A 26,965-nucleotide genomic window follows, 5' to 3' on the forward strand; every position below is an offset into this window, starting at 1 on the left:
AGCTTGGCAAACGCAATTTATCATCATTAACTATTGGTATGGTTGGGTTTATGGTTATTCGTGCCAGCTATCAGTCGGTGAGGTTTGAATCGTGATGAACAAAGCCCTTACAGCACCTTACATTTTCAACTTATCTTTAGCCTACAATTACTTGGAACTAATACTGAGGCGAAAATATGAGATTAAAATGTGCAAAATTGAACCTCTGCATGTTGGCATTACTAACAACTAATGCAGCGGCCAGTGAGATTGAGGTCGATTTAAATAAATTAAGTAATGTTTCAGAAATTGGTACAGATACTTTGTCGATCGCTAGTGAGTTCATCGGTTATGAACTTAATGATGGCAAGTATCGTTACGCAAGAGACGTTGACTTAAATGGCTTAGATTGGGTTTTCTTATATGGAGAGCATCAAAGAAAAGACAAACCCAATAGTACCTTAATTAGTGACGTAAATGTTATTGGTGAATTACGACAAGTTGTTAATTCAGAGACCAAAAACGCAATTGGTAACCGTTATTACTGGCAGGGTGGTGATTCTACAGATTACAACCAAGAGCTAGCTTTCTCTGGTTTACTTGTCGGCACTAGTGGTTTCTCTTTTGACGTTCAGCCAGGTAAAGGCGGGCGATTTTCTGTAGAGCTTTATACACACAATTGGCTCTCTTCTGCTGATGTAACCGCATGTGTTAAAAAGCAATGTATCACTATTAAAAATGATATCTCCTTTCACATGACCAGTGTCAAAAATACGATAGTTTTCGAATCCCAATCTCCTGATGATATCGTCGAAATCACTTATACACGTCAACATAGACAGTTCGACTTTGAAGCTAGACAGGGTTACCACGCTATTGAAGCTATCCAATTGATAGAGGCTCAGTAACATGAAAAAAATTATTTTGGCATCAGCGATCGTTGCTACTTTTTCAGCGCAGGCGGGCATAGGCAAGATGGATCGCTCGGTTACTCAACACAAAGCGTTTGCCTTACAAACTCAATTTGATTTTGCTTGCCACATGAATGCAGGGTCGGCCACTTTAATCGACCCGTATTGGGTTATCACAGCAAATCATGTGTCAGGTTCAAAAAGTGAAGGATATGAAAATGCGGTAACTTGTTCTTCTTATGAAAAAGATAAGAATGGTAAGTACAATGTTGTTCATACGTCACGTGCGACTACTGACCCTGATGGTGAGTGGGGGGAGTATGAATTTACCGATGGTATTTACGACTTCGCTTTGGTGCGCTTAGATACGCCTATCACCGGTATCAAGCCGGCGAAGTTGCCCGAGAAAGGGATGTTTGATCATTCAGAAGTCTATGAAGTAAATAGCGTTGGCTTTGGCAACTATAACGGACGTAATGGTGGCAAAAAGTTTGTTAAGTACAACGACACAGACAAAAAATGGTTAGCTGAGTACAAATATGACCCAGTGATCATGCCTCAAAGTAACTTGCAGTGGTTAATTATCCATGGGGATTCAGGTTCTGGTATCACGATTGAGAGAGATGGTGAGTTTTATATTATTGGGGAGATAGGGCTTCAATATTATGGTGAGCTTGGTTGGCAAGATACCTTCGATGATGTTTTGGGAAGATTGGATTCATTACAAAGTGACATGCAAGAGCATGGTTTTAGCTATACGAAACCTGTAAATCTTGCTGATGTAAAATGGACGTCAACAACTCAGAATGACATTGAAGATCTTCACGCGTTTTACAGCTACTGGAAAGCGGGAAGTATGGACTTCAATGCGACTTACTGGACGGCGGATGGTGGTATTTATAACACCGCTTATGCGATAGAAGGGGAAAAGTACACTTTTGAAACAGTGATACCTGTAAATTCTAAAGCGCCTGCATTTGATGTGTTTGTTAATGGTCGTCAGGTCGCTCATAACATTAAAGCGGACAAAGAAAGTCTGTTTTTGAAAGTGAATGCATTTGAACAGAAAGGCGATCAGTTAGTCATTGAATTCAAGCCTCTTCAAAGTACAGGTGAAAAAATTATGCTCGATCACTTTTTGGTACGCAAGGCTGACTAATTTAGTCTGGACAGCTTAAATGAAACTTAAGCAGAATAAATAAAGATGAAGCCCTACTTATGTTAAGTAGGGCTTTTTTTTACACATTGTAAAATTACTTAGTAATTAGCGTACTTTGCTTAGCATTGAATTCAAAGTTCTCGGTCTTAGTAATGGAGTTCTTTACTGAGGGAGTTCCACCAATTAAGGGTGTTTTTGTCGTTCGCTTGTAATTCACCAATTGTACCACGTCACCTTGAAGGCGGCTTTCTGTACAGTTTGCAATCGTTACTAAGTGACCTGATGAATTCGCTGCGCTATCCATTTTGCAATGGTTTATTTTATTTTTTGAAGAGGCTTTGGTTAGAGAAAACTCTTCACTTCCTACGGTAACTTTGACATCACTTCTATTTAATACGACTTGAACACTTGTTGTTGTGTCTTCGACGCCATAGTCTTGTATCGTCAAGCCAGTTTCAATTAAAGGTTTAGCTTGGATCTTATACTTACTATTGGAGCTGTAAGATGAATGAATTACATCTTTGTTTGAGTTATAGATCGTCGCAGGTTTGTCTGACGTGGCTGCGAAGACGTAAGATTTCGTTGCGGGGTCGAGTTTCCCATTGAGCTTTATGTAAGTGATTAACTCGTCTCTATTTGATACATTGAAACGCTTAAATAGAAGTGTGGAGACATGGTCGAGCACATAGACACTGCTTCTTACGTGGTTTTCAACGGCTACAGCTTTCAGACTATCACTAACAACGTCTAACAGGTTGTTGTTCAAAAGGCTGTTTTTAGGAGTGTAATTTGCTCGTAGGTCTTTTGTAACACCCGTCATTACAGACGCCAAACCATACTTAGATACTTCAGCAGGAGTCATATAATGCATTCCTTGAGCCGGAGCAGCTTTCAGTGTAAACCAGTAGAAGCCGCTCGGATCTGGTAATCCCATCTTTTTATAATAATCAATGTAGGGTTTATGCTCACTATGACCAACAGGCAATGAAGCCCCTTGTAAAGACCCTTGTGCCCATGAGTGAACGCCTAATCGAGCACCTGGTTCAATCGTTCTTTTCACACCCGCAGCGAAAAGGTCAGTTCCCCCCGAAGCGACATGTCCAATAGAGCTAATGTACGTGTTTAATTTTTTCGCTCTTACTTTGTACGCTAGTTGAATGTTGGCATCATCATTCATAGAGCCACCCATATCGATGAAGTTCAGCGTTTTTGTATTCGGGTGAGCTTTGATCATATCGTCAAATGCTTTGGGGCTACCACTACATGCAACGCCATTGACACTCGCTATTGTACCCTTAATCTTGAAGGTTAAGGCTGTATCCCCTTGTAAGGGTTGCGAACATTTAGAGATAAATACCACTGGCTTTTGCGTTGGCTTAACTGTTGGTTTTTTCGCGGGAGTCGATGAGCCTCCTCCGCCACATCCAGTTAAAGTGATTAGTAGAGCTGCAGATAAAATGCTTGTTTTCATTGGGGTCCCTAAAAATTTATATTCACAAATTAATTAGTAAGAAGAATAATTTATACAGGACATCAATACTGTATGACTTTGTCAGGTGTTCATTACATAAAATTACAGTGCTTAACTATATGATTTGTTGATTTGTTGATTTGTTATCTTCGCGTCTAACCGCTTTTGAATCGAGAATACGCAGGAGAATTTGTGGGTGGGGAAGGGAGGTTGTGGGTAACGGAAATAATCTCGGGGAATAAAAAAACCTCCGTATATACGGAGGTTTTTATCTATTTAATTATCTATCTATACTGACTTCTCTGAAAGAAGAAAGCTGAGATTAGAAGTTAGCAGAGCGTGGTGTACGTGGGAACGGGATAACGTCACGAACGTTGCCCATACCTGTTACGTAAGACACTAGACGCTCAAAGCCAAGACCGAAGCCTGCGTGAGGCACTGTGCCGTATTTACGTAGGTCGCGGTACCAGCTCATGTGCTCAGGGTCGATACCCATACCAATCATGCGCTCGTCTAGAATGTCTAGACGCTCTTCACGTTGTGCACCACCGATGATTTCACCGATGCCTGGTGCAAGTACGTCCATTGCTGCAACTGTCTTGCCGTCGTCGTTTAAGCGCATGTAGAAAGCTTTGATGTCTTTCGGGTAGTTCTTAACGATAACAGGCGCTTTGAAGTGCTCTTCAGCTAGGTAACGCTCATGCTCAGAAGACATGTCGATGCCCCACTCAACGTCGAATTCAAATTTCTTACCAGAATCTAGTAGGATTTGGATTGCGTCAGTGTAGTCAACTTGTGCGAAATCAGCGTCTACGAATTGCTCTAGACGAGTGATTGCTTCTTTGTCGATGCGAGAAGCGAAGAACTCAAGGTCGTCGCGGCGCTCTTCAAGAACAGCAGCGAAAACGTACTTAAGCATGTCTTCAGCCAGTTTCGCTACATCGTCAAGGTCTGCAAATGCAACTTCAGGCTCAACCATCCAGAACTCAGCTAGGTGGCGGCTTGTGTTTGAGTTTTCAGCACGGAACGTAGGACCGAACGTGTAAACCTTGCTTAGTGCACAAGCGTAAGCTTCAGCATTAAGTTGGCCAGATACTGTTAGGAAAGTTTCTTTACCGAAGAAATCTTCATTGAAGTCAACTTTGCCTTCGTCAGTGCGAGGTAGGTTTTCCATGTCTAGCGTAGATACGCGGAACATTTCACCAGCGCCTTCTGCATCAGATGCAGTGATAAGCGGAGCTGAAGTCCAGAAGAAACCTTGCTCGTGGTAGAAACGGTGAATCGCTTGAGATAAACAGTTACGTACACGTGCTACTGCGCCGATCACGTTCGTACGTGGGCGTAGGTGAGCAACTTCACGAAGGTATTCGATAGAGTGACGTGTCTTAGCCATTGGGTAAGTGTCAGCGTCTTCAACCCAGCCTACAACTTTAACGTCAGTTGCTGCTAGTTCGAAGTCTTGACCTTTCGCCGGAGACTCAACAATCTTACCTGTTACTTCAACAGAGCAGCCAGTTGTTAGCTTTAATACTTCGTCTTCGTAATTATTAAGATTATTAGGAACCACGGCCTGAATCGGGTCGAAACAAGAGCCGTCATAAATGGCAAGGAAAGAGATTCCAGCTTTGGAATCACGACGTGAACGGATCCAGCCGCGAACAGTTACTTCACTGTCTACCGCTAGCTTGCCGCCAAGTACGTCTGTTACAGGCGCGTAAGTCATGTTGATTTCATTCTCCATTGAGGGACAAATTCAACTCAAAGTCTCTGGCATTGCTGCAAATAAACATACATTTGCACAATAATTAGCCGAAACATTAAGTTGTATAAACTTTTTAAATCGATTGAACATATTACCTGTCATACAGACAGCTTCAACCTTTATTCTTGCTTGGTGAAAGAAATATTGTGTGTACTGACAATAAATGTGTTTGAGGGTGTATTTTTTGTTCGATTTTTCCTTGTGATTGTTGATTGTAGAGAACTAGGGAAGTGGACTAGTGCGAATGGTTAAGGGTTTTCATTACTTGTTGAACTGCTGTAATTAGAGTAGTTCAAACGACGGGACTGAAGGGCATAAACAGTTTTGGTTTGTTCAGAAAGCGTCAATATATGAAACCTTTGTTTGCAAGATTGGTCGTGTGATTAAAGTAGCACTCACTCTATATTGTCAGCCATTCTGACCTGTGTAAGACAAACGCCACAAAAACAAAGCACAGGTGTTGATTTCATTCTACTAAACAATCACCCACTAAAGGAGTTTAATGTTCACGTGTTAATTACGCCGCCTTAACCCCTGCATTCTCTCTACACCCGCACTTTTCGAGCGCTCGCTCATTCAAGAAAAACAGTCGATCAAATTATGTCTCAACAAGGCAGGACTGGCTGTACAAGTAAAAGAGAATTACATGCTTAATTATTTAAAAAAACGCTGGTTATCAAACGTTAAAGGAGATTCATTATCTGGGATTGTGGTTGCACTCGCATTGATCCCTGAAGCCATCGCATTTTCAATTATTGCAGGCGTTGACCCTAAAGTAGGGCTCTATGCCTCGTTCTGTATTTGTGTCGTCACTGCTTTGGTTGGCAGTCGTCCGGGAATGATTTCCGGTGCAACAGGCGCTATGGCGCTATTAATGGTCACCTTGGTGAGAGAGCACGGACTAGAATATCTACTCGCTGCTTCATCTTTAGCTGGCGTCATTCAAATCGCAGCCGGGTATCTTAAGCTTGGTAACCTAATGAATTTCGTTTCCAAATCGGTGATTACTGGATTTGTTAACGCGCTCGCGATTCTCATTTTCATGGCCCAGCTTCCTGAGTTGATCAACGTTCCTTCAAGTGTTTACGTGTTAGTAGCTTTGGGTTTGGCGATCATCTACTTGCTTCCATATTTTCCCAAGTTTGGTCGTGCAATACCTTCTCCATTGGTCGCTATTGTTGCCCTGACAATCATTAGTTTGTTGTTCGGATTAGATGTGAGAACGATTGGCGATATGGGCAAGCTTCCCGATTCACTGCCGGTATTCTTGATTCCTAATATTCCATTCACGTTCGATACGCTTGCAACCATCCTGCCATACTCTATCGCTCTATCTCTGGTTGGCTTACTGGAATCTTTGATGACAGCGACCATAGTCGATGATCTGACCGATACTGAAAGCAATAAAAACAATGAGTGTAAAGGGCAGGGAGTAGCGAACATCGTTGCCTCACTATTTGGTGGTATGGCGGGGTGTGCGATGATCGGTCAGTCGATCATTAACATCAAATCAGGTGGCTTAACCCGATTATCCAGTATGATCGCTGGGGTTGTTTTGTTGCTAATGGTGGTGTTTGTTTCTGATTGGTTGAAGCTGATACCGATGGCGGCTTTAGTATCTGTGATGATCATGGTTTCAATCGGCACGTTTTCATGGCGTTCTGTTGTTGAACTTAAAGATCACACGCTCTCTACTAATGTGACGATGCTAGCGACCGTAGCGGTGGTGGTGTTTACGCACAATCTCGCGATAGGTGTTGCAGTTGGCGTGGTGTTGTCAGCTTTGTTTTATGCGCATGCCAGCAAGTCGATGGTCTTTATATCTGATGAAGTGGTGACTAACGAACTGCACACCACCCATCGAGTAAAAGGCCATGTCTTTTTTGCTTCTTCAGATGCGTTTGTCGATCTATTTGACTATGACAAGGCCACGTCTTTAGTGACGATCGATATATCGGATGCATCGTTCCTAGATAACACGTCGGTTGAGGCGCTTGATAAGGTCGTGTTTAAGTTCCGAAAAAAGGGTGCTTATGTAGAGGTCGCAGGAATGGATACCGTGAGTGCGAATCTGATATTCAAGCACGCGATGTACCACAAGCATAAAGATTTAACCGCGGTTTCCATTACGCACTAATCGTGGTTTAAGGTGCTCTTAAAATCTTAAAATCTTAAAATCTTAAAATCTTAAAATCTTAAAATCTTAAAATCTTAAAATCTTAAAGCCCGAACTAGACATTGTTATGAAGATAAAGCGCTCATCTTTGAGCGCTTTTTTGTTGATGTCGCTAGGGGAGTTCTAACGGCCTATGACTGACCTTTATCGTTGGTATTTGAGTTCGATAAGGTGAATTGGTTGATAAGAGATTCAAGGTGATCCGACAGCTCTTCTAAATCATTACTGATTCCACGAGTTTCAGCTGCAGACTGCGATGTGTTGTCGGCGTGAGAAGTGATGGTTTCAACTTTTTGTTGCACATCTTGGGTTGCTTGTGTGGTGGATTGCGTCTGTTGCTGAATATTTTGTGCATGAGCCAACACTTGTTTCATTTCTTCAACGACACCGTTCATCTCAACGGACAGTGCGTCGATATCTGTTGAGCTTTGATGTGCTTGTTCGCAAACGCGGTCAGCAGAATTCAGCGATTCTTCACTGCCTTGTTGGAACTGATGAATGATTGACTCAATACTGCCAGTTGCCTCTGCCGTTCGTGATGCAAGATTTCGAACTTCATCTGCCACTACCGCAAAGCCCCGACCTTGCTCTCCCGCACGAGCCGCTTCAATCGCCGCATTTAAGGCTAGAAGATTGGTTTGATCGGCAATGCCACGAATCACACTCAATATTGAAGAGACCTCTCCGGTTTGCTCATTGAGTGTCAGTATCTTGTGTTTCACTTCTTCTATGCTACTGACTAGGTTCTTTATCTCACTGCTTGCATCATGTGCTTGGTTCGCACTCTTACATGCCACATCGGCGGTGTGATTGATGAGTTCTGACGCGGTTAAAGTGGCTTGTTCTACATTAACTTGCTGCGCCTGTATCCCTTCGATATTGTTTTGTACTTCAGCGGTTTCGTTTTGTTGATCGCTGGCGGCTTGCTCGGTAATTTGTGCAACACTAGTCAGTTGGTTGGCAGACGCATTCAGTTTGTGCGAGGTGTCTTGTACCCTCTCTAAGCTGTCGGAAACCGTGCCCATGAACGAGTTGATGGAGTTAGCAAGCGTGCCAATTTCATCCTTGCTTTGCTCTGGCAGTCGAGTTGATAGGTTTTTATCACTGCTGACTTGAGTCATAAAGCGAGAGGTTTGTTGAAGCGGGCGAACGATTATCTTACGAATCAATCCCATAGTAAGAACGAATCCGGCAAAGGAGATCACTGCCATGATACCGATCGCTGTCATCGTTTGAGTATTGATCAGCGAGTTGACATGGTTAAGGTTATATTCAAGTCGAATTGCACCTAATACTTCCCCTTCTGGCGCCATATGACATGCCACACAATTGGTGCCGCGATAGTTCTCGCTCGACTTCATTGGCAGAGCAATAACCAAGCCTTTTCCCCAATCGGCAGAAAAGGGTTTGATAACGGTTTCACCCGCTAGCGCTCGTTTATCAATATCATCCACAGGTGTTTGGTTGCCATTGCCAGGCCCGTATAATTTACTTACCGCATCAGCACGCAATACACGAACATTTTCAATGCCTTCTTGCGCTAACGCTTTCTGACGAAGGGTCTCTTTTTGTGCCATGGTGCCAGTGAGCATCATCATATTGAGGCTATCGAAATAGTTGCTCGCTTTATCGTGAAGTTGCTCACTTAACACTGAGTTTACAAGTTGCTTTTGCTGCGAATATTGAAAGTAGGTCGATATTGCTAATAGAAAAGTGAACACGATGGCGAGGGCCACTAGGATTTTAAAGGTGATTGTTGAGCGCATAAGGTGTTTGTTTTTATTAAGTATAATGACATGCATACTTTACGTGTAAGCAGCTCTACCACCTATGGGGTATAACCGATTGTGTGACCACACTCCGGTTGTGGTTATGTTTCTGTGATGTAGCGGGTTTGTTTATCATTTGGCGAGAGGGTTAAGCGTATGGTGATTTTCAAGCCATCTTTATATGTGTTTTATTGTGACTCAAGTGAGTGGGTAGCAACAAGCTCCCCCTTGAAGCTAATAAGGCCGTACAGTGGTGATAGAACTTGTAGTGTGTATTGGTTTTACGTAATATTGCGTGTCATTTTTTTAGCCTGAGAAACACAATGAGAACTGAGTTATACAAAGAGTTTATGTTTGAAGCAGCCCACCATCTTCCACACGTGCCAGAAGGGCATAAGTGCGGTCGTTTGCATGGTCACTCTTTTCTTGTTCGTTTGTACGTAGAAGGCGAAGTTGACCCGCATACAGGTTGGGTAATCGACTTTTCTGAAATTAAAGCTGTATTCAAACCAATTTACGACCGTTTAGACCACTACTACCTAAACGACATTGAAGGTTTAGAAAACCCGACAAGTGAAGTATTGGCTAAATGGATCTGGAATGAACTTAAACCAAGCTTGCCACTTTTGAGCAAGGTTGAGATTAAAGAAACATGCACAGCGGGTTGTATCTACCGCGGTGAATAAGGTTTCGATGCTGTAGTTTGTGATGCTGAAGTCTTCGATGCTGTAGATTTCAAGGATACAGTTATCAAAGCTATAGTTATCAAGGCAACAGTCTTCAATACTATAGCTTTCAAGGTTATAGTCTTAAAAGCTATAATCGAACGAAAGGCGCTTACAAGAGCGCCTTTTTTGTAGCTGTCATATATGTTTGGGTGTTCTTTATACAAGCTTTGTTGTTAATGGAGTGGGGAGTTCATAGTTCCGATTTTTATCAAAAATGATTATTGTTTTACGCGGTTTGGTGGTCGATTTATATCCAAATGACTGTTTTGTTCAATTTAATAGCAGAAATTGTGGTTACAGCGTTGTGTTTCGAGGCTCATTCGATAAGATGAAAAGACCTCTAATGCTAGAGGTAGGGCAGCAACGGATACGCTGCTTCAAATACTATGGAATGTGACTCAATTATTGGACACATACATGAAATTCAAGATTACATCGCCGATTATTGAACCTACAGAAGGTTCACCACATCAGTTAACGCTCGCTCACGCTTCTCGTTTTACCTCCTTTAAGACAAGCTCCCCTTTGAACACCCTGTTCGACAACGTCTCTGCACGCTTCTTTACTGCTTATCGCTCCTATTGTTATTCGTTTTATAACTTTATTTCTATTTGAACCCCTTTGTCATCCGCTTGATGTACGAAGACTCACACCTATAAAAACTAAACAAATAAGTTAAAAACAATGAATATTAAAATGATGGGTAGCTCCCTAATTATCGCTGGTACCGCTCTCGGTGCTGGTATGCTTGCGATCCCAATGGTATTAGCTCATTTTGGATTGCTTTACGGCACACTGCTGATGGTTCTGATCTGTTTCGGCACCACTTACGCAGCATTATTACTTCTAGAAGCGACCATCAAAGCCGGTGGCGGTCTAGGGTTGAACTCTATTGCTCGAAAAACTCTGGGCAAACAAGGGCAGTTGATTACCAACGGCCTACTTTACGCGCTATTGATTTGCCTATTGATGGCTTACATTCTGGGCGCAGGTGATTTACTGAGTAAGTTACTGTCTAATTTTGGTGTAGACATTAGCGCAACGACGAGCCAAATCACGTTTACTTTACTTGCGGGTGCAGTTGTCGCGAGTGGCACCGGAGTGATTGATAAGCTCAACCGCGCATTGTTCTTCGTGATGCTTGCTAGCTTGTTTGCAACCATGGTGTTCTTAGCGCCGAGCATGACTCAAGAAAACTTAATGCAGGTAACCAGCCACGAGCACGTCGATCTAATTAAAACCAGTGCCATCCTGTTTACGAGCTTTGGCTTTATGGTTGTGATTCCAACCTTGGTTTCTTACAACCACGAAGCGACAGACAAACAGCTGCGTAACATGGTGATCGTCGGTTCTCTGATCCCATTAGTGTGTTACTTATGTTGGTTGTTTGCTGTGGTCGGTAACTTGAGCGAAGAGCAATTTAGAAGCTTCAAGAACGTATCAGATTTGATGGCGGCTTTTGAGGCTCAGTCTCCTTGGGTGGGTAACGTTCTGTCTACCTTCACCGGCTTGGCGTTGTTGACCTCTTTCTTTGGTGTAGCGATGTCTTTGTTCAACCAGAACAGAGACATGTTTAACCAAAACACAGCGGTCACTTACTGCATTAGTTTCATCTTGCCGCTGGCGGGTTCACTGCTTGCTGCAGATAAGTTCCTACAAGTGTTGAACTATGCAGGCATCATCTTAGTGTTCTTAGCCGTGTTTGTTCCTCTGGTGATGGTTCATAAGCAACGCTTTATGAAGGTGGCGGAAGGCCGATACAGTGCTGAAGGTGGTCGACCAATGATGCTTTTTTCATTGCTGTTTGGTTGCTTCTTGCTAATCTCACAAGTGATTTAATCTGGCTATTTAGCGAGCTGAGTAAATACCTCGCCAAATTTCAGATACAAAAAAGGAACGCCTCGGCGTTCCTTTTTATTATTTGTTTGTTAATTCAGATTGATTAACATACAACCTTAACAGCCAAACCACCTTGAGAAGTCTCACGGTATTTGGCGTTCATGTCTTTACCGGTTTCTAGCATTGTTTCGATAACTTTATCTAGAGAAACAGTCGGAGCAGAAGAACGACGAAGTGCCATACGAGTCGAGTTGATTGCTTTAACTGCAGCAATACCGTTACGCTCGATACATGGAACTTGTACTTGGCCAGCAACTGGGTCACACGTTAGACCTAGGTTGTGCTCCATGCCGATTTCTGCAGCCATACATACTTGCTCTGGGCTACCACCCATAAGCTCAGCAAGACCAGCAGCAGCCATAGAACACGCCACGCCAACTTCACCCTGACAGCCAACTTCAGCACCAGAGATAGAAGCGTTACGCTTGTAAAGACCACCGATCGCGCCAGAAGCTGCGAAGTAACGGATGTAGTCTTTCTCTGTCACTGTTTGAATGAACTTATCGTAGTAAGCCAATACAGCAGGGATGATGCCACATGCGCCGTTTGTTGGTGCCGTTACTACACGACCGCCAGCTGCGTTCTCTTCGTTTACTGCGAAAGCAAACATGTTCACCCAGTCAACAACTGTCATTGGATCGTTAGTTGTTTTTTCTGACGTGATCAGTTGTTGGCGAAGTGCTGCTGCACGACGAGGTACACGCAGTGGACCAGGCAGGATACCTTCAGTATTCATACCGCGATCCATACACTCACGCATCGTTTTCCAGATGTTAGCGAAGTAAGTGCGAGACTCTTCGTCTGAGTGGAAAGCCGCTTGGTTTTTCATAACCAGTGTACTGATAGAAAGACCACTTTCTTTACACTGATTAACCAGCTCTTCCGCTGTTGTGAATTCGTAAGGTGCTTTAATTGGGTTTTCTTCTTCTTTGCCGAAGTTCTCTTCGTCAACGATGAAACCACCACCAATTGAGTAATACGTTTTTGAATATGCGACTTCGTCATCAACCCAAGCATGAATGCTCATGCCATTCTCGTGTAGAGAAAGGTTGCTAGTGTGGAAGTTCATTCCGCCGTCGCGAGGGAACGAAACAGTATGACAGTGCATACCGACAGGTAGACGTTCAGTTTCTTCTACTCGAGCAATGAAGCCTGCAATAGAATCGATATCAACACGCTCAGGAGTATTGCCAGCAAGACCCATGATGATTGCGATATCTGTGTGGTGACCTTTCCCTGTCAGTGATAGTGATCCATATACGTCCACGGTGATTTTAGTGATGTCGCGCAATTTTCCCATTGAACGTAGGTCATCAATAAATTCTTTACCCGCTTTCATTGGTCCAACTGTGTGTGAGCTCGATGGACCAACACCGATTTTATAGATATCAAATACACTAATCATAGCGATTACCTCAAAAAGAGAGCCTCCCAAGGGGAGTAGGGAGGCTCATTTATTATCATTATATTTTTTGTCTAACCTCGCCATATAAGATGAATGTCATCTTATAAAAAGGGCTTGAGATTAAAGAGCGCCGTAGATTACAGAACTAATAGCCGCTAGACCACATAAAGCTGTAAAGATTTGCACAGGTGCTGAAGTTTTGTACTTAGCCATAGCTGGTACTTTGTTCATTGCGAATACAGGCATTAGGAACAGGATAGCTGCAATCATTGGAGCACCCATTGTTTCAATCATACCTAGGATGCTTGGGTTAACTACCGCAACAATCCAAGTTGTAACAACGATGAACGCTAGAGAAGCTTTCTCAATCGTGCTGATTGAAGAACCAGAGCGAGACTTGATTAGACCAACAAGACCTTCATGAGCACCTAGGAAGTGACCGAAGTAGCTAGAAGTGATTGCTGCGAACGCCACTAGAGGACCCATGTAAGAGATAAGTGGAGACTCATGAACGTTAGCTAGGTAAGAAAGAACCGAGATGTTTTGAGATTGCGCTGTTGCTAGTTGCTCTGGAGATAGAGAAAGTACTACAGAGAATACGAAGAACATTACAAAACCCATCAGCATCATTGCTGCGCCGCCAGTGATCGCGTCAGTTTTCTTAACCGCGTCTTCACCGTACACACGACGTTGCTCTTTAGAGAACTGTGAAATGATTGGGCTGTGGTTGAAAGAGAACACGATGATTGGAATCGCAAGCCAGATAATAGAAGGCATTGCTGACCATTCTGGGCTTGTTTCCATCATTGAAGTGTTCCAATCAGGAACTAGGTAGAAAGACAATGCTAGTAGGATGAATACTAGTGGGTAAACCATTGCTGAAGTTGCTTTAAGCATCAGCTCTTTACCGAATACAACACCTGCTGTCATAGCAAGGATAAGTGCACCAGAAAGAAGAGGACGAGGAATAGATTCCATGCCCATTTGGTTTACTAGGAAAGAGTCAACCGTGTTTGTGATACCAACACCGTAGATAAGAACGATTGGGTAGATAGCGAAAAAGTAAGCGAAAGTAATAAGGTTCGCGCCAGTCTTACCGAAGTGTTCTTCAACTGTGTCTGTAATATCTGCTTCAGGGTTCTTAGAAGACAGTACGAAACGAGCTAGAGATTTGTGTGCGAACCAAGTCATTGGTGCCGCGATTAAAGCTAGGATAACTAGTGGCCAAAAACCACCCGCACCAGCTTTGATTGGAAGGAATAGTACACCAGCGCCAACTGCTGTGCCGAATAGTGATAGACACCAGGTAAAATCTTTATAGTTAAACTTGCTTGTATCTGTAACGGCATTTGCCGAAGAAGTTGTTGTGTTCATGTTAAATTACTCATTTTTTGGGAACAGGAAATAAGTCGGGGCTAATTCTGCAGAATTTTCTTCTACAAAAAATAGATCTAAATCATGTAATGAAACGGCGTGTCACATGATATGCGAAAAACGGATTTTTGATCACGAAAATAGCGTGCCACAGGTGATTTATGCTCATGCCTGCTATTAGTTAATCTTATGCGAAAGGCGGAGTTGTACAGAATTATACCAGGGAAACGTTTGCGTAAAATTGGATTAATAAATCTGTTCCATGGAAAAGGCTGTGTTTGTTAACAAGGATTAAACAAAACGTAGTTTCTATGTAATTTGTTGCACTACATGTTGCTGCAGTGATTGGATGATTTGAGCCGTAACGCCCCAAATTAGGTGCTCTTGGAAGGGCATGGCAAAAACACGATGCTTGATTTTTTTTAAGTTAACAGTGTGGCTGTGTAACTTGGCTTGGTCTAAAACATAGGTGGCGGGTACCTCAAAAATCGAAGCAACTTCGTTCTCATCGATGATGGGTTTATAGTCCGAATCGACCACTACAATAATCGGTGTAACTAAAAATTTACTAATGGTACTCAAAGTAGGTAATTGCCCAACAATTTTAACCTGATCCGATCGAATTCCGACCTCTTCGTGAAGTTCTCTAAGTGCGGTGAATTGCATAGAAGGATCGGAGAGTTCGTGTTTCCCTCCAGGAAAGCTGATTTGACCAGGGTGATGTTTTAAATGAGCGGCTCTTTTCGTAAAAATAACATGTAAACCATCCTCTCGTTCCACTAAGCCGACTACCACTGCTGCTTTACGCAATTGATCGTCATTGATATGTGAAACGCGCTCAACGGATTCTGGGTGATAGCCAACGGTAGAGTTGAGCTGGAATTGTTGAAGGAAGTTATCTTTGTTCATATAAAGCCAATATATTGATTATTATGATTTTAAGTATAGTCATAACCGTGTGTTGATTACCAATTTCGAATTTGCCTTCACTTTCCTCCGTTAGTACCGGCAATAACTGGAAATAAGAAGGGACTGGGTAGCGGCGTTTTTCAAGGTAAATGTTCCCAATCTTCTAAGAGTGACGGATTTTGCTATATTTGAATATGTGTACTTCTACTAGTAAGCGTTATCCATGTCATAAATTGGGTGATGAAACGTACATTTTCTGTTTAAGAATTTGATAACAATGACTTAGTGGACCATTCTAAAAAGAAATAGAAGAAAAGGTATGAAATGAAAGGAATCATATTCACCGAATTTTTAGAGCTTGTTGAAGACAAGTTTGGGTTAGAGCTTTTGGAAGAAGTTCTAGAGATGTCAGAAGATGAAGGGATCTACACATCAGTCGGAAGTTACGACCACAAAGATCTTGTTCGATTGATTATAAACTTGAGTAAGAAAACCGAGATTGATGCAGCGAGCCTGCAACGTGTTTTTGGACAATCGGTTTTTAAGAACTTACTGGCCTCATTACCGAATAAAGCGAGCCTCGCCCACAGCAACACCACTTTTCAATTTATTCAGCACGTAGAGCGTTACATTCACGTAGAAGTGAAGAAGCTCTACCCAGATGCTGAGCCTCCACAATTTAGCTTTATCACCACGACCGAAGCGCAACTTGTTTTTGACTATAAAAGCGCACGATGTATGTCTCACGTTTGTTTGGGATTAATCGAGGGGTGTGCTGACTATCATGGTGAAACCATCGTGGTAGAAATGACACCTCAGAATGATGACCAAAGTGTGGTTAGGTTTAATCTCAAAGTAGAAAAGTGATATGGATCTGGCATCTGCCCAAGAGAAAAAACTGAAACGTCAAATAGCAGCACGGAAAGCGGCTGAAGCCTTGTTGGAGCAAAAGAGTCTCGAACTGTTTGAGGCCAATCAACAGCTTGAACTTGCGTTGCGCCAATTAGAAAAGCGTTCAAATGCGAATATTCGACGGATCGAATTCCAAGAACAAATCGACAACCTGTTGATTGATTTCGGACGCGCGTTTCTGAGGAGTGATCTCGATGACGTGATGTTGTCCCAATTGACGGCGAGTGTAACTAACAGTTATCTAATTGAAGCCAGTCGCTTGGTGTTACCCCCCAATCTAATCCCTCAGTTACAAACCCATGACTATGGTGATGAAACAGTCGAGGTAATAGAGAAAGACATTCAAGAACCTCATTGGCAAGGTTGCTTGCTTACCGTGCCATTAGAGGTCGAAAAAGTGATTGTGGGCGCGTTAATCGTTCAGGTCAGGTTGTTAGATCAAGACTACGAATTCATCCAAAGCCAACTGTTGTTAGTGACGGACCTTATCTGCAGTGCGTTAACTCATCAACTTGCGATTAACCGAAATATAGAATCACGTAAACGAGCGGAAGAGTCCGAAAGGGCAACGCGTGACTTTGTCGCCATGATTAACCATGAATTGAGAACCCCACTCAATGGTCTTCTTGGTAGTGCGGAGTTGATAAGCGACACCGAACTGAGCAGTTCTCAACGTGAGATCGTGAATAACTTGAGCCAATCCGGTGAGTTTCTTAGAACCATCATTAATGACCTTCTCGATTACAGTAAAATCAATGCGGGTATGCTGGAATTAATTCCCAAAACATTTGCACTCCAAGATTTGAAAAATACCATTGATAGTATTTTTACCAATCGAGCGCTTGAAAAGCAGATCCAGTTTGATGTCAATGTAACCGTTGGGGTACCCAGTCACTTTTACGGTGACTTAGAGCGTATTACTCAATTGTTCGTGAACTTAATCGGCAATGCAATTAAATTCACCGATCAAGGCCATGTGAGCGTAGAGATAAAATGGCTTAACGACCAATTTATTTTTTCTGTTGAGGATAGTGGCGTTGGTATTGCTCAATCTGCTATTAAGACACTGTTTGAACCTTTTACACAGGCCGATAACTCAAGTAGCCGAAATTACGAAGGGACAGGGCTTGGTTTAGCGATTTGTCGCAAGCTAGCTGCGTTAATGAGGGGAGACATTGAGGTGAGCAGTATTGTTGGTTCGGGTACGACATTTACCATTTCACTCCCTCTTCAAGTTGTCGATACACTGGCTGAGCGCGATAGTGTCGCCAAAGGTTTTGAGTCTGAGGTTGAATTGACATTGCTTAAAGTGTTGGTGGTTGATGATATTAAGATGAACCAGATCATCATCCAACAAATGCTACGCAAATACGAAATAGAGCCAGCGATTGCCGGTAATGGTATAGAAGGGTTGGAATTAGCGTCGAATAATGAGTATGACATTGTGTTTATGGATTGCCGGATGCCAGTCATGGATGGTTTTGAAGCGACGAAGAAACTGCGAAGTTCAGGATATAGCCAACCAATTATTGCATTAACCGCTGGTACGACAAAAGAAGAGCGAGAGTTGTGTATTGAATCTGGTATGGACGATATATTGAGTAAACCCTATACCGCTAACGACTTAGTGATAATGCTGAATAAGTGGGGCTAATAAATATCATTGCCTTTGTAGTGAGTGAATATGCAACGTTATTGATTTGTCTCTAATGTCTTGAGTATATTGTCAATGTAACAAGTGAGCTGACAATGCTATACGTTCACTTATTTTATTGGTCGCTTTTATTAATTATATTAAGGAGGTTTGAAAAACTATAAAAATGGATTCGATATGAAAAAAATGATAGTGACGCTTGCTCTAATTGCACCTTTATCTGCAGTGGCTGCACAAAAAGACCCAAATGGTTTCTATATCGGAGTAGGAGCTGGTTCAACTGAACTTGATGATGGTGGTTTTGGTAAGGCCATAACTCGCAAAACCACAACAACTGAAACTGAATCACCTTCTTATAAACTCATTGCCGGTTATCAGATCAACCGTATTATTGGTATCGAAGGTCAATATACTAAATATGGAACGTCTACAACAAAAGTAGGCAGTTCAAAAGCATTCACAACAGATTTTAGTTCAATTAGCGTTGCTGCGAATGTTGGTTATACGTTCGATATTGGTCTTCGACCTTATGCACTTTTAGGTTATAGCTTTTTAAATTCAGAAATTGAAAACAGTGCTAATAATAAATACTTTGCGACTAAGTCATCAACCGTATCTGGTATAAAAATGGGGGTGGGCGTAGAGTATGCAATTCCTGCTGCACCAGCTCTAGCATTACGTGCAGGTATTGATTGGGAAGCAGCTGATATCAAAGTGAAAGATGAAAAGAACAAAGAGTTATCTAACGTTCACACACTAGGCTCATTCTATTTGGCGACGACATACACATTCTAGACTAGTGTTATTGAAAAGCTAAGTAGGTGATTGCCCACTTAGCTTTTTTAATATTAAAGTACTTTCCAGATTGGCTTTTTAGCTGTTTTTAATAACCCGTTTTAATAAATCTAGATTAAATTTATCTATCAGCCAGTACAGGCAATATTCTACTCAGCTTATCAAGAGTCTCTTGGTACTCAGAAGCACAATCACTATCAAATACTACACCTCCTCCAGCCCAAGCATAAAGCGTATTGTTTTCTGCCACTAACGTACGAATCGTAATGCTGGTGTCCATTCTGCCATTACGGCTGATATAACCAATGCTACCGCAATACGCCGAGCGACGATGAGGCTCTAGCTCCTCAATGATCTGCATCGCGCGAACTTTTGGAGCGCCGGTAATCGACCCCCCGGGAAAGCAAGCCCTTAATAGGTCATGTGCTGAATGATGGACATCAAGCTCTGCCCTTATCGTGCTCACCAAGTGGTGCACAGCAGGGAAACTCTCTATATCGAATAGCTTTGGTACATGAACCGATCCCGGCTTTGCGACTCGGCCAATATCATTACGAAGCAGGTCGACGATCATCAGGTTTTCTGCCTGATCTTTCTCAGCATTCAACAGGTCTTGTGCATTGGCGTCATCAATCATGGAATTTTCAGAACGAGGACGTGTCCCTTTGATCGGCTTGGTTTCAATGGTGCCACTATTGAGCTCTAAAAAACGCTCAGGTGAGACACTGAGAATGGTGCAGCCTGCTAAACGGATAAAACCAGAGAATGGAGCTGAGTTGTACTTCTCTAACTTTTCATAAGCGAGCCATTCACTGCCTTGGTATTGGGCATTGAAGCGCTGAGCAAGGTTTATCTGATAACAGTCACCCGACAACAAGTACTCTTGAACGCTATCGAATTTATTGGCATAACTTTGTTCAGTCATATTGGATTGCCATGGGGTGGTTAATCCAAACTTCTGATGAGTTCGTTCTGCTTGTTCTGCTTGTTCTGCTTGTTCTTCTTGTTCTTCTTGTTCTGCTTGTTGGCTTGGCGATTGTTGTTGAGTTAACCAATCCCAATGGGTATCAATGTTTTGCCCAACAAGGAACGCAGCTTTAAGCTTATGATCAACAATCACAGCCCATTCATACAATCCAACCGCCATGTCTGGTGCAGAAATATCACGCTTAGCAAGAGAGGGAAGAGCTTCTACTCGTCGCCCTAAATCGTAACTAAAATACCCTAAAGCACCACCAACGAAAGGCAGTTCAGGGTGCTCACTGATTGCGGGTAGTAATTGCTGCTGATATTGGTCGAGTAGTTCGAAAGGGTCTGACTCTGAAACCTCGCACGTCTCATTAACATTGACGGTCGTTTTTGCACCGATTGTCTCGAAGGTGGCGATGGGTTGAGCAACTAAAATGTCGTATCGACTATCAACGTGGCTTTCTGAGGCCGACCGTAATAGCATTGCCCACGGCACGCTTTCAATATGAGAAAACAGCTGTTTAGCTAAAGTTGATTGATATTCAAGCGGCTTGATTTGGATAGAGCGAAATTCGTTGTTATTCATTTGTTTAATTTGTGACAAAGAGTTCGATCACTGCATGGCGTGTGAGAGGAAGCAAGAGTATCATAAATTGAAAATAAAATGGGTTCTTGATTAGAACGGAGTAATCCAAGTGGTTTAGTTTACAGCTATGCAAGCGATTGCTAAAGCAACTAAATACAGCTCAACACAATAAAAAGCTAAACCATCTAATCCGATTCGGCACACATAGCCAAACGATGAACCCACATGGAACCAGAACAATAAAGAGGCATGCAATGACGGTTATTCGTAAGCAAGATGTGATCAGCAGTGTCGCTGACGCACTTCAGTACATTTCTTATTATCACCCTTTAGACTTTGTCCAAGCCCTAGAAAAAGCGTACGAGAAAGAAGAGAGCCAAGCAGCTAAAGATGCTATTGCTCAGATTCTTATCAACTCGCGTATGTCTGCGGAAGGCCATCGTCCAATTTGTCAGGATACGGGTATTGTTACTTGTTTCGTGAACATCGGTATGGATGTTAGGTGGGAAACGGATCAAACAGTACAACAGATGGTTGATGAAGGCGTTCGTCAAGCTTACAACAATCCAGATAACCCATTGCGTGCATCTGTCCTAATGGACCCTGCAGGTAAGCGTATTAATACCAAAGACAACACACCAGCGGTTGTTCACATTAATATGGTTCCAGGCAACAAAGTTGAAATTCAAATCGCGGCAAAAGGCGGCGGTTCTGAGAACAAAACCAAGATGGTTATGCTGAACCCTTCTGATGATATTGCAGAATGGGTAGAGAAGACGCTACCAACAATGGGTGCGGGCTGGTGTCCACCGGGCATGCTAGGCATAGGCATTGGTGGTACGGCTGAGAAAGCCGCGGTACTCGCTAAAGAATCTCTGATGGAACACATCGATATCCAAGAGCTTATCGACAAAGGCCCAGAGAACGCAGAAGAAGAGCTTCGTTTAGATATCTTCAACCGTGTAAACAAACTGGGCATTGGCGCACAAGGTCTTGGCGGTCTAACGACTGTGGTTGACGTGAAAATCAAAACAGCACCAACGCACGCAGCCTCTAAGCCTGTTTGCTTGATCCCGAACTGTGCGGCAACGCGTCACGTACACTTCACATTAGATGGCAGCGGCCCTGCAGAACTAACGCCACCTAAGCTAGAAGAGTGGCCAGATATTACTTGGGAAGCAGGCGCAAATACACGCCTTGTTAACCTTGATGAAATTACTAAAGAAGACGTTCAAGAGTGGAAGACCGGCGAAACGGTTCTTCTATCAGGCAAGATCTTAACCGGTCGTGATGCAGCGCATAAGCGTATTCAAGGCATGCTTGAAAGTGGTGAAGGTTTACCAGAAGGCGTCGACCTGAAAGGTAAGTTCATTTACTACGTTGGCCCTGTTGATGCTGTGGGTGATGAAGCGGTAGGTCCTGCTGGCCCGACAACGTCTACTCGTATGGATAAGTTCACCGACATGATGCTAGAAGAAACTGGCATTATGGGCATGATTGGTAAAGCAGAACGTGGCCCTGCGACCGTTGAATCAATCAAACAACATAAGTCAGTTTACCTAATGGCTGTTGGCGGCGCCGCTTATCTTGTTGCAAAAGCAATTAAGAAAGCACGTGTGGTTGCGTTTGAAGATCTCGGTATGGAAGCGATCTACGAGTTTGAAGTTGAAGATATGCCGGTAACGGTTGCGGTTGACTCTAATGGCGTGAACGCGCACCAGATCGGCCCTGACACGTGGAAAGTGAAAATTGCTGAAGCTGAAAAAGCATAATTAACCGACGCCAAAAAATTGTAATTGTCGCTAACTTCAGCGTTTGAATTGCAAATCTTGACAGAAAGTTGAAGACAAAAGTGCAGCATTATTTGCACTTTTGTCTTATTATCAATGATATAGTGATAAACACATAGTTTGATATAAGAACATAGGAGAGAGGAATGCCTCGTTTTATTCAGATCCTACAGATTATCTTGGCAGTGGTGATTGGTGCTTTTGTTGGTTACGACCTGATCTTGAAAGGGATCAGTATCTTTGATAATAAATACGTGACGATTACTTGTGCACTTTGGCTAATCGCAGAGATTGCACTGTTTGTTATCTACAAGTTGATTGAAGACGATTAAGAGTCAGATACCGCAGACAAATTCTAAAGCCCCTGATTATGAATGTAGTCAGGGGCTTTTATTCATCTAGCATTAAGAATGGGTATTGCATACTCACCACTATTAGTAAAAGAAAAAGCAAAAGCATACAAACAACCCTAATAGGGAAAGAACATAGGCTAGCCTATCTATTATCATAACCGACTGGCCTAATTATCACGGAGTCGTTCAAATGAAACACCTAACTCAAGAAATGAGTGACTTTATAAGCAGAGGAACGGATTCTCACATTCGAGTAGCGGTCACGGGGCTTTCTCGTGCGGGTAAGACAGCATTCATTACTTCGCTGGTTAATCAGCTTCTTCATACGTCTACCCACAAAAATCTGCCTCTACTTGCATCGGCGAGAGATGGCAGAATTATTGGCGCAAAGCGCATCCCGCAACAAAACATGATGATCCCACGTTTCTCTTATGATGAAGCGATGGAGTCGTTGAATGCACAACCACCAGAATGGCCAGTGCCAACGCGAGATGTTAGTGAGATTCGTCTAGCAATCAAATATAAGCCAGCTAAAGGCGCAAAGAAGCTGCTGAGCAAAAACAGCACCCTTTATCTCGATATTGTTGATTATCCGGGCGAATGGCTGCTTGATTTACCTTTGTTGGACATGGATTTTGATACTTGGAGTCAATCTCAATTTGCCGCGTTGAAAGGCGATAGAGAAACCTATTCGCAACAGTGGAACACAATACGTGGCGACATTGACTTGCTAGCCGAAGCAGAAGAAAAGAAACTGGTCGCGATTGCCGATAGCTATACTCAGTACCTTCATACTTGTAAGGATAACGGATTGCACTGGGTACAACCGGGTCGATTCGTATTGCCGGGTGAGCTTGAAGGCGCGCCTGTGCTGCAATTTTTTCCGTGCGCTGCTCCCGAGGGTAAGTTCTCAAAAACCAGCAACTATGCGGTTTTAAAAGCGCGTTATGAAGAGTATCAACAGAAAGTCGTAAAGGCGTTCTATAAGAATCACTTTGCCACGTTCGACAGACAAATCGTGCTGGTGGATTGCTTACAACCACTTAACGCAGGCTATGACTCTTTCATGGACATGCGTGGTGCGTTAGAACAGTTATTGAAGAGCTTTAAGTACGGGCGAAGCAATATGCTAAGACGCTTGTTTGCGCCGAAGATTGACAAGATCTTGTTTGCTGCCACTAAGGCTGACCATGTGACACCGGATCAACATCCGAACTTGGTATCGCTGTTACAGCAGATGGTACACCCTGCTTGGCAACAGGCGGCGTTTGAACACATCGACATGAGTTGCATGAGCATTGCGTCTATTCAAGCGACCAGCGCGGGTTATATCTCGTCAGGCTCAGACAATGTTCCGGCGTTGCAAGGTGTGACTTTAGATAATATCCCTCAAACCATGTATCCGGGAGAGGTGCCGCGTAAACTGCCAAACAAACAGTATTGGGAAACCAACCAGTTTGATTTTACGAGCTTTAGGCCGATGGAGCAGCACTCTGACGAGCCTTGTCAGCATCTAAGAATCGACAAGGTTTTAGAGTATCTCATTGGCGACAAGTTGAAGTAATTGAGGCAATTGAAATGAGTGAATTAAAAACGAAACAGGTCTTTGATGAACCGTTGAAGACCTCGTTCGATGAGCCGGATAAGAATGAAGTTACCCCAGATTTGGGTGCTCAAAAGCTATTCACGGAACAAGAGAAGTTTGTGCCCGTTGCACCACAAGTGGAAACCGACCTTGATGGTGACGCAGAGCAGCAACTGGAACAAGTGATTCGACCGAGTAAAAAGAAGAAGTGGTTTGGAACGGGTTTATTGGTCGCTTTCTCTGGTCTAGTTGGATGGCAGGCAATTGATTCGGTGATTACCGCGATTCAAACGGCTGACTGGCTTGCGTTAGGTTGGACTGGCTTTATTGCTGCCATTGCTTCATTGGGTTTAGGCGCAATAGGCAAAGAGCTGTGGAAACTGCGCTCACTTAAAGATCACTTTAGTGTGCAAGAGCAGAGTGAAGAACTACTCCAAAGCCAAAGTGTCGGTAAGGGCAAAGCGTTCTGTGAAAACATTGCCAAGCAGGGCGGTATTATCGCTGAATCACCCGCTTATGATAAGTGGCGAAACAGCATTAACCCAGCGCACAGCGATGCTGAAGTGTTGGATATGTACGATGCGTTGGTCGTGAGTCAGCAAGATAAGGTAGCTACTCAGATCGTCACTAAGTTCTCTACCGAATCCGCGGCTTTGGTTGCTGTGAGCCCATTGGCGGCAGCAGATATGTTGCTGGTGGCTTGGCGAAATTTCACTATGATAGACAAGCTTGCTGATGTGTATGGCATTGAACTGGGCTACTGGTCTCGAATTAAATTGTTCAAGTTGGTCTTAATCAACATGGCAGCGGCCGGTGCAAGTGAGCTGGCGATTGATGCGAGCATGGACTTAGTCTCGATGGATCTTGCAGGTAAAGTCTCAGCTCGAGCAGGGCAGGGGCTCGGTGTCGGTATCCTCACAGCGAGACTGGGCTTAAAAGCCATGACATTGCTGCGTCCTATGCCTTGGCATAGTGAGCGAAAAGTAAAACTATCCGACCTTCGCAAAGCCGTCCTTTCTGAAATAAAGCGCATTACCTTAAAGTAAAGCGAAGTGCTTAAAATTGAAATGTAGGAAATAAAGCGAATTACCTTCCTATAAAGTCTATATACACAAGGAAGTTGAGTGATTTGCGAGCGAAGAGTAAACATATGTTTACTCTTCTTCTTGACTGAACTTAGAGCTTAATTCACACTACTGTCAACTTATCCTGACACCTATAATAGGACTATTTGTGCGTCTTGAAGTATTGTGTGAAGACAGACTCGGCTTAACGCGTGAGTTGCTCGATATCTTGGCCTCAAAAAGCATTGATTTACGAGGAATCGAAATTGATGTTAAAGGTATTATTTACCTAAATTGCCCGGATATTAATTTTGATGCTTTTAGTGAACTTATGGCTGAAATTCGCCGAATTTCAGGTGTGAAGGATGTACGTAAAATCCAGTTTATGCCAAGCGAAAGGCATAACACTGAACTGATTGCCCTGCTGGCAAACCTACCTGATCCTGTGATTGCGATTGACCTTAAAGGCTCAGTCGACATGGCAAACCACGCTGCATTGAACCTCTTCAACAAACAAGAAGAAGAAGTGATCGGTGAGCCACTAGCGACGTTCGTTCCTAGCTTCAACTTCGCTCGTTGGATTGAAGGCGATGTAACGCGTCACCGTGAAGTCGTGGTGCTAGATGGTCTAGATTTCTCTATTGAAATTCTGCCTATTTATCTAGGTGGTGATGTCAACGAGGCGGTACTGGCGAGTGCAGTAATGACGATTCGTTCTTGTAACCAAGAAATGAACGCGCCAGACGCCATCCCTGAACAGAATAACCTAGGTTTTGAACACTTTGTTGGTGTCTCTAATCGCCATAAAGCCTTGATCAGTCAAGCTAAGAAACTGGCTATGCTAGATCAACCTCTGCTTATTGAAGGGGATACAGGTACGGGTAAAGAGATGCTGGCGAAATCGTGTCATAACCGTTCAAATCGATCTTCTTTTCCATTTTTGATTCTAAGCTGTGCATCAATGCCTGATGACGTAGCAGAAACGGAATTGTTTGGACATGCACCGGGCTCATTCAACCATGAGCAAGGTCATAAAGGCATCTTTGAACAAGCGAATGGCGGTACGGTATTCTTAGATGAAATCGGCGAAATGAGCCCGCATCTACAAATCAAACTGCTGCGTTTCCTACAAGATGGTTCATTCCGTCGTGTTGGTGAAGAAGAAGAGATGCACGCGGATGTTCGTATTATCGCATCAACGCGCCATCGCCTTTCTGAATTAGCCGACTCGGGCTCGTTTCGTGAAGATCTGTTCTACCGCTTGAACGTACTGACTTTGTCGATTCCTGCTTTGCGTGAACGTTCAAACGATGTTGCGCCATTACTGGAGCTATTCGTTGCAAAGTACGCACAGCAGTTAGGTATGTTAAAACCAAAGTTGACTCAAGAACTAATCGACCAATTAGGTAACTACCAATGGCCAGGCAATATTCGTCAGTTAGACAACATGGTTCTACGTGCACTAACAGAGTTGGATTCAGATACGTTAACGGTTGAGCAATTCCACCTGCCACAGCTTGACACTATGACTGCTGGAATGGCGAATTTAAGCTTAGACGGCTCGCTAGACGAGATCATGAAAGACTATGAATCTCAGATTTTAGAGAAGCTTTATCAGTCATTCCCATCAAGCCGTAAGCTTGCTAAACGTTTGAATGTATCTCACACCTCAATTGCGAATAAGCTTCGTGATTACGGTATCAGAAAGAGCTGAT

The 26,965-nt window shown here is 43.2% G+C and carries 21 protein-coding genes; 14 read left to right on the forward strand and 7 right to left on the reverse strand.

Annotated features, from left to right (window positions below; all coding sequences use genetic code 11):
- Positions 1-209 precede the first annotated feature (209 nt).
- Positions 210-887, forward strand: a complete 678-nt coding sequence (locus AB4513_RS08100) for a hypothetical protein (protein WP_009847046.1) — start codon at positions 210-212, stop codon at positions 885-887.
- 1 nt (position 888) lies between these two features.
- Entirely contained in the window at positions 889-2,049 is a 1,161-nt protein-coding gene (locus tag AB4513_RS08105) for a serine protease (RefSeq protein WP_102258600.1), read from the forward strand.
- Between the two features lie 94 nt (positions 2,050-2,143).
- Here the strand turns inward: AB4513_RS08105 and AB4513_RS08110 are convergent, their stop codons facing one another.
- Both AB4513_RS08110 and asnS read right to left on the reverse strand, forming a co-directional pair.
- Positions 2,144-3,520 carry a hypothetical protein gene (locus tag AB4513_RS08110; protein ID WP_102258599.1) on the reverse strand — a complete coding sequence of 459 codons (1,377 nt, stop codon included), beginning with the start codon at positions 3,518-3,520 and terminating at the stop codon, positions 2,144-2,146.
- Positions 3,521-3,842: 322 nt separating this feature from the next.
- Positions 3,843-5,243: an asparagine--tRNA ligase gene (gene asnS / locus AB4513_RS08115; protein ID WP_004734710.1), complete on the reverse strand. Its 1,401-nt coding sequence runs from the start codon at positions 5,241-5,243 to the stop codon at positions 3,843-3,845.
- A 685-nt stretch (positions 5,244-5,928) separates the two neighbouring features.
- On the opposite strand from asnS, the gene AB4513_RS08120 reads away from it, so the two are divergent.
- Positions 5,929-7,419, forward strand: a complete 1,491-nt coding sequence (locus tag AB4513_RS08120; protein WP_102258598.1) for a SulP family inorganic anion transporter — start codon at positions 5,929-5,931, stop codon at positions 7,417-7,419.
- Positions 7,420-7,589: 170 nt separating this feature from the next.
- On the opposite strand, the gene AB4513_RS08125 is transcribed toward AB4513_RS08120, so the two are convergent.
- The gene (locus tag AB4513_RS08125; protein ID WP_102258630.1) at positions 7,590-9,224 is read right to left on the reverse strand and encodes a methyl-accepting chemotaxis protein; all 1,635 of its coding nucleotides are present in this window, start codon (positions 9,222-9,224) and stop codon (positions 7,590-7,592) included.
- Positions 9,225-9,550: 326 nt separating this feature from the next.
- On the opposite strand from AB4513_RS08125, the gene queD reads away from it, so the two are divergent.
- From queD to AB4513_RS08140, 3 genes are all read left to right on the forward strand, one after another.
- Positions 9,551-9,913 (forward strand): 6-carboxytetrahydropterin synthase QueD, encoded by a 363-nt coding sequence (gene queD / locus AB4513_RS08130; RefSeq protein ID WP_009847038.1) that lies wholly within the window; start codon positions 9,551-9,553, stop codon positions 9,911-9,913.
- Positions 9,914-10,372: 459 nt separating this feature from the next.
- The gene (locus AB4513_RS08135; protein WP_133151993.1) at positions 10,373-10,570 is read left to right on the forward strand and encodes a hypothetical protein; all 198 of its coding nucleotides are present in this window, start codon (positions 10,373-10,375) and stop codon (positions 10,568-10,570) included.
- 81 nt (positions 10,571-10,651) lie between these two features.
- Positions 10,652-11,794 carry an amino acid permease gene (locus tag AB4513_RS08140; RefSeq protein WP_102258597.1) on the forward strand — a complete coding sequence of 381 codons (1,143 nt, stop codon included), beginning with the start codon at positions 10,652-10,654 and terminating at the stop codon, positions 11,792-11,794.
- 103 nt (positions 11,795-11,897) lie between these two features.
- Here the strand turns inward: AB4513_RS08140 and AB4513_RS08145 are convergent, their stop codons facing one another.
- The 3 genes from AB4513_RS08145 to AB4513_RS08155 all read right to left on the reverse strand — a co-directional run bounded on the left by AB4513_RS08145 (position 11,898) and on the right by AB4513_RS08155 (position 15,542).
- Positions 11,898-13,259, reverse strand: coding sequence for an L-serine ammonia-lyase (locus tag AB4513_RS08145; RefSeq protein ID WP_009847036.1), 1,362 nt, complete (start codon positions 13,257-13,259; stop codon positions 11,898-11,900).
- A 120-nt stretch (positions 13,260-13,379) separates the two neighbouring features.
- Positions 13,380-14,633: an aromatic amino acid transport family protein gene (locus AB4513_RS08150; protein WP_009847035.1), complete on the reverse strand. Its 1,254-nt coding sequence runs from the start codon at positions 14,631-14,633 to the stop codon at positions 13,380-13,382.
- Positions 14,634-14,942: 309 nt separating this feature from the next.
- Entirely contained in the window at positions 14,943-15,542 is a 600-nt protein-coding gene (locus AB4513_RS08155; RefSeq protein ID WP_102258596.1) for a CoA pyrophosphatase, read from the reverse strand.
- Between the two features lie 324 nt (positions 15,543-15,866).
- Between AB4513_RS08155 and AB4513_RS08160 the strand changes: the two genes are divergently transcribed.
- From AB4513_RS08160 to AB4513_RS08170, 3 genes are all read left to right on the forward strand, one after another.
- The gene (locus AB4513_RS08160; RefSeq protein ID WP_102258595.1) at positions 15,867-16,409 is read left to right on the forward strand and encodes a heme NO-binding domain-containing protein; all 543 of its coding nucleotides are present in this window, start codon (positions 15,867-15,869) and stop codon (positions 16,407-16,409) included.
- Between the two features lies 1 nt (position 16,410).
- Complete coding sequence (locus AB4513_RS08165) at positions 16,411-18,108, forward strand: ATP-binding protein (RefSeq protein ID WP_102258594.1); 1,698 nt, start codon at positions 16,411-16,413, stop codon at positions 18,106-18,108.
- 177 nt (positions 18,109-18,285) lie between these two features.
- Positions 18,286-18,903, forward strand: a complete 618-nt coding sequence (locus tag AB4513_RS08170) for a porin family protein (protein ID WP_102258593.1) — start codon at positions 18,286-18,288, stop codon at positions 18,901-18,903.
- Between the two features lie 121 nt (positions 18,904-19,024).
- Here the strand turns inward: AB4513_RS08170 and pabB are convergent, their stop codons facing one another.
- Entirely contained in the window at positions 19,025-20,458 is a 1,434-nt protein-coding gene (gene pabB / locus AB4513_RS08175; RefSeq protein ID WP_102258592.1) for an aminodeoxychorismate synthase component I, read from the reverse strand.
- A 254-nt stretch (positions 20,459-20,712) separates the two neighbouring features.
- Between pabB and AB4513_RS08180 the strand changes: the two genes are divergently transcribed.
- The 5 genes from AB4513_RS08180 to tyrR all read left to right on the forward strand — a co-directional run bounded on the left by AB4513_RS08180 (position 20,713) and on the right by tyrR (position 26,964).
- Positions 20,713-22,230 carry a fumarate hydratase gene (locus AB4513_RS08180; RefSeq protein ID WP_102258591.1) on the forward strand — a complete coding sequence of 506 codons (1,518 nt, stop codon included), beginning with the start codon at positions 20,713-20,715 and terminating at the stop codon, positions 22,228-22,230.
- A gap of 164 nt (positions 22,231-22,394) precedes the next feature.
- On the forward strand, positions 22,395-22,580 hold the full coding sequence (locus tag AB4513_RS08185; protein ID WP_004734731.1) for a hypothetical protein: 186 nt from the start codon (positions 22,395-22,397) through the stop codon (positions 22,578-22,580).
- A gap of 211 nt (positions 22,581-22,791) precedes the next feature.
- Positions 22,792-24,165, forward strand: a complete 1,374-nt coding sequence (locus AB4513_RS08190; RefSeq protein WP_102258590.1) for a YcjX family protein — start codon at positions 22,792-22,794, stop codon at positions 24,163-24,165.
- A gap of 14 nt (positions 24,166-24,179) precedes the next feature.
- Positions 24,180-25,232 (forward strand): YcjF family protein, encoded by a 1,053-nt coding sequence (locus AB4513_RS08195; protein WP_102258589.1) that lies wholly within the window; start codon positions 24,180-24,182, stop codon positions 25,230-25,232.
- A 187-nt stretch (positions 25,233-25,419) separates the two neighbouring features.
- The gene (gene tyrR / locus AB4513_RS08200; protein WP_102249796.1) at positions 25,420-26,964 is read left to right on the forward strand and encodes a transcriptional regulator TyrR; all 1,545 of its coding nucleotides are present in this window, start codon (positions 25,420-25,422) and stop codon (positions 26,962-26,964) included.
- The last annotated feature ends 1 nt before the right edge of the window (position 26,965 follow it).

Source organism: Vibrio sp. 10N.222.54.E6, from assembly GCF_041473955.1.
GTDB lineage: Bacteria > Pseudomonadota > Gammaproteobacteria > Enterobacterales > Vibrionaceae > Vibrio > Vibrio tasmaniensis_A.